The following is a 7,732-nucleotide window of genomic DNA, read 5'->3' on the forward strand; positions in this document are numbered from 1 at the left end:
GCTCCGGCGTCGGCGCCAGCGGCCTGATGCAACTGATGCCCGGCACCGCCAAGGAAACCGCACGCAAGTTCAGCATCCCCCTGGCCTCCCCGGCCCAGGTGCTGGACCCGGATAAAAACATCCAGCTCGGCGCTGCTTACCTGAGCCAGGTTCACAGCCAGTTCAACGGCAACCGCGTGCTCGCCTCCGCTGCCTACAACGCCGGCCCAGGCCGCGTGCGCCAATGGCTGCGCGGCGCAGACCACTTGAGTTTCGACGTATGGGTGGAAAGCATCCCCTTCGACGAAACCCGCCAGTATGTGCAGAACGTGCTGTCTTATTCGGTGATCTACGGGCAGAAGCTCAACTCACCGCAGCCGTTGGTGGATTGGCATGAGCGGTACTTCGACGACCAGTAGGAGCGAGCTTGCTCGCGAAGAACGTCAACGCTAACGCGTGCTTCCTGGATAAACTCGGCGCCTGTGAGTTTTTCGCGAGCAAGCTCGCTCCTACAGAGGTTTCATTGCCCGCATCGAAAGATGCGGGCATTTTTTATGGGCGCTGATTCACCTGTTCATCTCCATCACTGAACTGCAACGCCGCCAACCGCGCATACAGCGGATTGCTCGCAATCAACTGCTGATGCGTGCCCACCGCCACCAGCTTGCCCTGGTCCATCACCGCAATGCGGTCGGCATTCTTCACCGTGGCCAAACGGTGGGCGATCACCAGCGTGGTGCGCCCCTGCATCAGCTGCGGCAGCGCTTGCTGGATAAGGTGTTCACTCTGGGCGTCGAGGGCGATGGATGCTGTCGGGTCGATCTGCGCACACACTTCGAGGCCGCGGCGCATGAGGTCCGACGCGACGGGGGTGCCCCGCACCGACCCCGCGGCGACGACGCGGCCGATACGCAGGCCGGCAGCATCCTGCAGCACGCGGAGCGTGGCGACCACCTCGTCGCCGACCTGCGCCCACACCATGCGGGCCCCGGGTTCGATGTCGCGTCCGTCGAGCTCGGGGTAGGCGGCGCCCTGCTCGACCACGAACACCTCCACGCGCAGCTGCAGCATGCGATAGAGCACGACCGGGTCGATGTCCGACACGGGGGCATCGGCATAGACGATCGGCGCGTCGGCCCCCCTCACGCCGACACCAGGTTCGTCGTGCCGATGCCGATCAGCAGCAGCCCGATCGCGAGCAGCGACACCCGCAGCACCAGGCCCGAGTGGCGCTGCAGCCAGATGCTGAAGCGCTCGAGCGCGGGCCGCACGCGCTTGTCGCCGAAGAGAAAGCTCAGCACGAGCCCCGCGACCGTCGAGATCCCGACGACGGTGAACACCACGATCGCCAGGCCGCTGGCCACCGGGTTGAGCGCGGCGGAGCCGATCGCAAGTCCCGCGGCCACCGCGAGGGTGAGGTTCTTGGGCCGGACGTTCATCGCGACACCGAACAGCAGGGCGCGTCGTGGGCTCAGTGAGCTGAGGGCGCGCGTCCACGACGGGGCGACAGCATCCTTCGTCCTCGAGCGCACCTGCGAGATCACGGCGTACACGACCAGCAGGATCCCGATCACGAGCTCGACGCCGTGCGCCCAGCCGGGCATGCGCTCGGGGCCCACCGAGGGTACGACCCGCGCGCCGAGGGTGAACACGGACACGAGCACGAGCACCCCCAGCGCCCAGCCCGCGAGGTAGCCGACGCCCACGGGCACCGGGTTGGGGGAGAGGAGGATGAGCACGGCGGCGAGGATCGGCAACACGCTGAGCGCCAACGCCATCGCGAGGGGGATGACGTACCAGAGAACGGACTCCACGATCCGAGCGTAGGGGAGGCGCACAGCCGCCCTTCACCATGAGTCGCTAGGCTCGATCGCTCAACCATGCTTGGAGGCATCAGAACCCCATGAGCTGTGCGATTCGCTCCACACGCCCATCCGAAGAACCCGGCGATAGTCCGAAGCGCGTCGGCCTGACCCCGACGCGCGCCCGGTCCGTCTCGAAGCGAGGGGACGCCGCGACATGCTGATCGCCGTGCTCACCCTGCTCCTCGGAATCATCGTCATCCTCGCGATCATCGTCGCCAACGGCTTCTTCGTCGCCCAGGAGTTCGCCTACATGTCGGTCGACCGCTCCAAGCTCGGGGCGCAGGCCGAGGCGGGGGATGCCGCCGCCGCACGCGCGCTGAAGGTCACCCGCCGTACCTCGTTCATGCTCTCCGGGGCGCAGCTGGGCATCACGGTGACGGGCCTGCTCGTCGGCTTCGTCGCCGAGCCCCTCGTCGGCGAGTCTCTCGGCGTGCTGCTGGGCGGCGTCGGAATCCCCGCCGCGGTCAGCGTGACCATCGGCACCGTGGCGGCCCTCGTCGTCTCGACCGTCGTGCAGATGATCTTCGGCGAGCTGTACCCGAAGAACCTCGCCATCGCGAACTCCGGCCCCCTCGCTCGCGTCCTCGCCGGACCCACGCTCGTCTACCTCACGGTGTTCGGATGGCTGATCACGGTGTTCGACCACGCCGCGAACGCCCTGCTGCGGCTGCTGCGCATCGAGCCGGTGCACGATGTCGACTCCAGTGCGACGGCCGACGACCTCGAGCACATCGTCGCCGACTCCCGCGAGAGCGGCGATCTGCCGGAGGAGCTCTCGCGCATGTTGGATCGCATCCTCGACTTCCCGCACCAAGACGTCGAGCACGCGATGGTGCCCCGCTCCCGGGTGGACGTCGTCCGGCCCGACACGACGATCGGCGAGGTGCGCGCCATGATGGCCGAGGCGCACACGCGATACCCCGTCATCGACGACGACGATCAGCCCCTGGGTGTGGTGCAGCTGGTGGACGTGCTGGGTGCGGGCAAGGCCCGGGATGCTGTCGCCGTGACCGAGCTGATGCGTCGTCCGACCGTCGTGCCCGAGCTGATGAGCCTGCCGGACGCGCTCGAGCTGATGGCGTACGAGCGCAATGAGCTCGCCTGCGTCATCGACGAGTACGGCGGGTTCACCGGCATCCTGACTCTGGAGGACCTCGCCGAAGAGGTGGTGGGCGAGATCACGGACGAGCACGACGGCGAGCTTCCCGCCGGCGTCGAATCCGTGGGCGAGGACTCGTGGACGATGGAAGGCGACGTCCATCTCGACGAGGCCGAACGCGAGATCGGCCACGACCTGCCACGTGGCGATTACGAGACGATCGCGGGACTTGTGATCGCCTCGGTCGGCGCGCTGCCCCGCGTGGGCGATCAGGTGCGCATCGACCTGCCGCAGGAGGCGGCCGACATCGTGTGGCACGAGACACTCGCGCGCTGGCTGGACGTGAAGGTGCTCGAGGTCACCCGGCACGTCCCCGCGCGAGTCGAGGTCACGCTGTGCGAGCAGCGTGACGACGACGAAGGCAGCGATCGCCGCGAGGCCGGCGGCGTGCCGGCCGCCGATGGGGAGGAGGGCGCGCGATGACTGATCCCTGGATCGTGATCGTCGTGACGATCGCCCTGATCGCCCTGTCGGCGTTCTTCGTCGTGATCGAGTTCGCCCTGCTGGGCGCGCGTCGCCACAGGCTCGAGGAGATGGCGGCGACGAGTCGACCCGCACGCGCGGCACTGCGCGGCTCGAACGAACTGACGGTGATGCTCGCGGGTGCACAGCTCGGCATCACCGCGTGCACGTTCGCGCTCGGCGCGGTGACCAAACCGGCCGTGGACGCGTGGCTGCTGCCGCTGTTCTCGTCGTGGCTGCCCGCATGGGGCGCGGACGTGATCGCGTTCGCGCTCGCCCTTTTCATCGTGACATTCCTGCACCTCGTGGTCGGCGAGATGGCCCCCAAGTCGTGGGCGATCGCGCATCCCGAGCGTTCAGCACTCCTGATCGCGGTGCCGGCACGTGCGTTCATCTGGATATTCCGCCCGCTGCTGCTGTGGATCAACAGCATGGCCAACAAGCTCGTCGCGGCGAGCGGTGTCGAGCCGGTCGATAGAGCCGCCGCCGGCGGGTACGACACCGCGACGCTGCGTCACCTCGTCGAGCATTCCGCCGAGGTGGGGGCACTGGACACGTCGTACCAGACGTCGCTGCGGGGCGCGATCGAGCTCGAGACGCTGACCGTCGATGACCTGATCCCCTACGGTGTCGCGCCGACCACGGTCGCACTCGATGCGACCGTGGTCGATGTGCAGCGGGCCGCGGAGGTCTCGGGACACCTGCGCATCCTGCTGGGATCGCCCGTCGATGGCATCGACGGTGTCGTGCACGTGCGCGACACTCTGCTGCAGGACCCGGATCGGGCAGCGCGCGAGTTCGCGCGTGCAGCCTTCGTGCTGCCCTCGGGCACACTCGTGCACGAGGCGCTCGCGCAGATGCGTCGAGCCAGTCAGCAGCTGGCGATCATCATGGACGGCGAGCGATTCGTGGGCCTGGTCACCCTTGCCGACGCGCTGCGCAACGTGTTGCCGCGGCCCTCGGACTCGGAGGAGCCCCGACCGGCGCGGTGAGCCATCCGTCCGGGGTTCGGTGACGAACAGGAGATGTGAGCATTTCGTCTCCCGCCCGCAGCGGCGGTGCAGCATCCCCCTCTCTCGCCCTCGACCCCGAGCACCTGGGACTTCAGCGAGAGGTCGCGCAGACGGCGCTCGGCGATGTCGTCGTGCGCGCGGGGCGACGCGCGGGCGGGCCCGCGACCCTTTTGCTGCACGGCGCCGCGGGGTCGTGGACGACGTGGATCCCCCTGATCGAGGCGTCGGGCCGGCTCGGCAGGCCCCTCGCCGACGTCGTCGCGATCGATCTGCCGGGGTGGGGCGAGTCCGTCGCCGACACGCGCGGTGTGGGCGTACAGCAGATGACCGCGGCCGTGGCCGAGGTCGTCCTCGCTCGCGGATACGGAAGCTGGCGTGTCATCGGGCACTCGCTCGGCGGTCTGATCGCCCTCGATCTGGCGTCACGTCATCCCGAGCGCACGATCTCGGTCGGTCTGGTCTCACCCTCCGGGCCCGCCGTGATCGATGCGATCCGCCGGCCGTGGCGCGGGGGTCGCCGCCTGCCGTGGTTCGCCGGGATGCTGCTGGCGATGCGCCTGTTCTCCCCGCTGGGCCGCGCCGGCCGGGTACTGGCGACGGCCTTGCACCGGCTGGGCGTGCTGACGCTCTTGGCCGCTCCGCTGTTCGCGGCGCGGGGAGCGCTCGATCCGAGCGTCTTCGAGGCGCTCGCCCGCGAGGTGCGACCCGGTGCGTTCGCCGATGCGGCGCGCGCCGCGGCGCGGTACGACCTGCGCGCGTGGGGCGGCATCCATGCTCCGGTGCGGGCGGTTCGAGGCGCGAGGGACGTTTTCGTCGGCGCGGATGACCGCGCGGCCCTCACCCGACTGATCCCGGACTACCGGGAGCACACGATCGTGGGGGCGGGGCACTTCGCCGCGATCGAACGGCCCGAGATCGTGCTCGACGCGCTGCTGCCGGCGTCGGTCGTGCGCGGTTCGCGGGTGGCCGAGCGGGTGTGAGAAACACCGCGAGGGCATGAGAAAGGGCGGCCCGCTTGCGCGGACCGCCCTTCGGCGAACTCAGATCAGGCGGATGTTCTCGGCCTGGGGGCCCTTGGGGCCCTGAGCGGTGTCGAACTCGACGCGCTGGTTCTCATCGAGGGTGCGGTAGCCCCCCGTGCTGATGGCGCTGTAGTGAGCGAAGACGTCGGCCGAGCCGTCCTCGGGAGCGATGAAGCCGAAGCCCTTGTCGGCGTTGAACCACTTGACTGTTCCGGTGGTCATGGTGTTATTCCCTACGTGTTCTGCTGCACCCGAAGGTGCGGGTGGCCTCATCGGATGCCGCATCCTCGTGAACACGCACCTGCGCCATCGAATCCGACGGTGAAAGCGGGGGTCCTGCGATCGGCGGCCCCGACAGGGCCTCTTCTGCCAAAGGCAAATGCCGATCGCACGGTCGAGTCTACGCCACGATCGCTCGCGCAGGCGACCACGGGTCGCTTCGATGTGTGATGGGCCATGTGGTCCGGTCCACCTGCGAAGAAGTGGCATCTGAATGAGTGTTCCCGGAGTGAGATCCGGGCCTTCGTGGCTGCCGTGAGTTCACTGCGGGTGAAGTGGACCGTTGTCGCGGGCGCCGTGCCGCGGTTGGGTACAGAGCAACCCACTCGTTCCCGGAGGTGACCGTCGTGATATCCCTGCTCGTTCTTGTCCTCGTCGTGCTGCTGATCGCCGCGGTCGTCGTCGCGACCCTGCGCACCGCGCTGCGTGATGACACGGGGCCTCGCCCCGCCGATCCGACCTACGACACGCGGCGCCCGGCGCCGTAGCTCACGCGCGGTGCGGATCGATGCCGAGCCGCTCGACCCAGCCGCGCAGGAACGCGGCGCCCGCCTCGTCGTGGATGAGATCACCCTCGGTGATCACGTCGTACGGACGCTCCAGCATCCCGTCGGAGGGGCGGACGTCGACGTGCGCGACCTCGAAGCCTGCGGCGTGCAGTTCGTCGGCCATCTTGTAGTCGCTGCGCGAATCGCCGATCGTGCGCCAGGTGCGGGGGAGGTCGCCGAGTGCGGCGAAGTGCGCGAGCGCGCGTCGGGCGCCGCGGTCCTTGTCGAGCAGCACCGACTCGATGTCGGTCGAGATGATCGTCGGATCGAGGCGGAAGGGCACATCGCCTGCGGCATCCGGCGCGAAGCGGTCGCCATAGCGCACCCCCACGCCGTGTCGCACGGCGGCATCGAAGGCGGCCTCGTCGAACGCGTCGCGGTGCGCGAGGAAGGTCTCGTTCTCGACGTCGACCCGCTGCTCGACCGAGATCATGGCGCGCTTGGTGTCGTCGAAGAAGACCAGCTCGTCGTAGTCGGTCGCCACGATCATGCGGATATCGTCGACGAGCGCATGCGGGGGAGCGACATCGTGATCTACCTCGACGTCGCCGAGCCCGTCGGGGGTGATCGTCGACCACGCGGCGCCCTTCTCGTAGACACCGAACATGCGGGCGCCCGGGGTGCGCAGCACCTCGCCGAGTCCGCGCCCGAGCAGCGGCGTGACGACCTGGTCGCGGATGAAGGCGTCGGAGCGGCCGGTGATGAAGGCGATCGGCACGCCCGCGCGCGTGAGGGCGAGCAGATCGTCGAGGATGCTGTCGATCGCGATCGTGCGACTGACCGGGCTGGCGAGGGGGCCATCGACGTCGAAGAGCAGGCCGAGGTCGGGAGTGCGGGAGGTCACCGTCCTATGTTCTCGCACGTTGGCACCGGGCAAAGATCCTGGAGCGCAGCGATCGAGGCGGACTGCGGGTGCGGGGGTAATCTGACCGCATGTCTCTGAACGATCGCATCGTTGTCCGCCCGGACGTGGTGCACGGTCGCCCGGCGATTCGGGGGACACGCATGCGCGTATCCGACGTGCTTTCGCTTCTCGCGGCCGGCGCCACCGTGTCAGAGATCGTCGAGGACTATCCGTATCTGGAGGCTGACGATGTCAAGGCAGCTCTGCAGTATGCGGCGGCCCAGACCGATCACGTGATTCTCACCGCCTCCTAGACCGTGCGTTTTCTGGTCGACGCGCAGCTGCCGCCCGCGATGGCGCGGATGCTCGTGGGTCTTGGTCATCAGGCAGAGCACGTCACCGATGTCGGTCCCGGCGACGCGACGGACATGGCACCCCGCCTGCGATCGTTTGGGTGCGTGTCAGGCACACGCGACGTCAAGCGCTTCTCGATTGGTTCGAGCCGCTCGTTGAGCGGGTCGGTCGTGGCTGAGCCGCGGTGCGGATTGCGGCAGGCGCGCC

11 protein-coding genes are annotated in these 7,732 nt (G+C 68.6%); 7 read left to right on the forward strand and 4 right to left on the reverse strand.

Annotation, left to right across the window (positions count from 1 at the left end):
* A partial coding sequence (locus DI573_RS12740) for a lytic transglycosylase domain-containing protein (protein ID WP_292814922.1) occupies nt 1-398 on the forward strand: 398 nt, incomplete at its 5' end.
* Between the two features lie 133 nt (nt 399-531).
* On the opposite strand, the gene DI573_RS12745 is transcribed toward DI573_RS12740, so the two are convergent.
* Both DI573_RS12745 and DI573_RS12750 read right to left on the reverse strand, forming a co-directional pair.
* Nucleotides 532-1,125 carry a hypothetical protein gene (locus DI573_RS12745; protein WP_292814925.1) on the reverse strand — a complete coding sequence of 198 codons (594 nt, stop codon included), beginning with the start codon at nt 1,123-1,125 and terminating at the stop codon, nt 532-534.
* Complete coding sequence (locus DI573_RS12750; protein WP_292814927.1) at nt 1,122-1,793, reverse strand: GAP family protein; 672 nt, start codon at nt 1,791-1,793, stop codon at nt 1,122-1,124. The genes DI573_RS12745 and DI573_RS12750 overlap by 4 nt, the downstream gene beginning before the upstream one ends.
* 205 nt (nt 1,794-1,998) lie before the next feature.
* On the opposite strand from DI573_RS12750, the gene DI573_RS12755 reads away from it, so the two are divergent.
* Genes DI573_RS12755 through DI573_RS12765 form a run of 3 tightly spaced genes read left to right on the forward strand, consistent with a single transcriptional unit; the run spans nt 1,999 to nt 5,458 of the window.
* Complete coding sequence (locus DI573_RS12755; protein ID WP_292814930.1) at nt 1,999-3,426, forward strand: hemolysin family protein; 1,428 nt, start codon at nt 1,999-2,001, stop codon at nt 3,424-3,426.
* Nucleotides 3,423-4,457, forward strand: a complete 1,035-nt coding sequence (locus DI573_RS12760) for a hemolysin family protein (RefSeq protein ID WP_292814932.1) — start codon at nt 3,423-3,425, stop codon at nt 4,455-4,457. Before DI573_RS12755 ends, DI573_RS12760 begins: the two co-directional genes overlap by 4 nt.
* Before the next feature lie 35 nt (nt 4,458-4,492).
* The gene (locus tag DI573_RS12765; RefSeq protein WP_292814935.1) at nt 4,493-5,458 is read left to right on the forward strand and encodes an alpha/beta hydrolase; all 966 of its coding nucleotides are present in this window, start codon (nt 4,493-4,495) and stop codon (nt 5,456-5,458) included.
* A gap of 60 nt (nt 5,459-5,518) precedes the next feature.
* Here DI573_RS12765 and DI573_RS12770 read toward each other — a convergent pair whose 3' ends face one another.
* Nucleotides 5,519-5,722, reverse strand: coding sequence for a cold-shock protein (locus tag DI573_RS12770; protein WP_292814937.1), 204 nt, complete (start codon nt 5,720-5,722; stop codon nt 5,519-5,521).
* Nucleotides 5,723-6,126: 404 nt separating this feature from the next.
* Here DI573_RS12770 and DI573_RS12775 point away from each other — a divergent pair, with 404 nt between their 5' ends.
* Entirely contained in the window at nt 6,127-6,267 is a 141-nt protein-coding gene (locus DI573_RS12775; protein WP_292814940.1) for a hypothetical protein, read from the forward strand.
* 1 nt (nt 6,268) lies between these two features.
* On the opposite strand, the gene DI573_RS12780 is transcribed toward DI573_RS12775, so the two are convergent.
* A complete protein-coding gene (locus DI573_RS12780; protein WP_292814943.1) occupies nt 6,269-7,171 on the reverse strand; it encodes a hypothetical protein in 903 nt (300 codons plus the stop codon).
* An 89-nt stretch (nt 7,172-7,260) separates the two neighbouring features.
* Between DI573_RS12780 and DI573_RS12785 the strand changes: the two genes are divergently transcribed.
* Entirely contained in the window at nt 7,261-7,485 is a 225-nt protein-coding gene (locus tag DI573_RS12785) for a DUF433 domain-containing protein (RefSeq protein WP_292814946.1), read from the forward strand.
* Nucleotides 7,486-7,488: 3 nt separating this feature from the next.
* On the forward strand, nt 7,489-7,732 hold a 244-nt coding region (locus DI573_RS12790), incomplete at its 3' end, for a DUF5615 family PIN-like protein (protein ID WP_292814948.1).

Source organism: Microbacterium sp. (assembly GCF_003248605.1).
GTDB lineage: Bacteria > Actinomycetota > Actinomycetes > Actinomycetales > Microbacteriaceae > Microbacterium.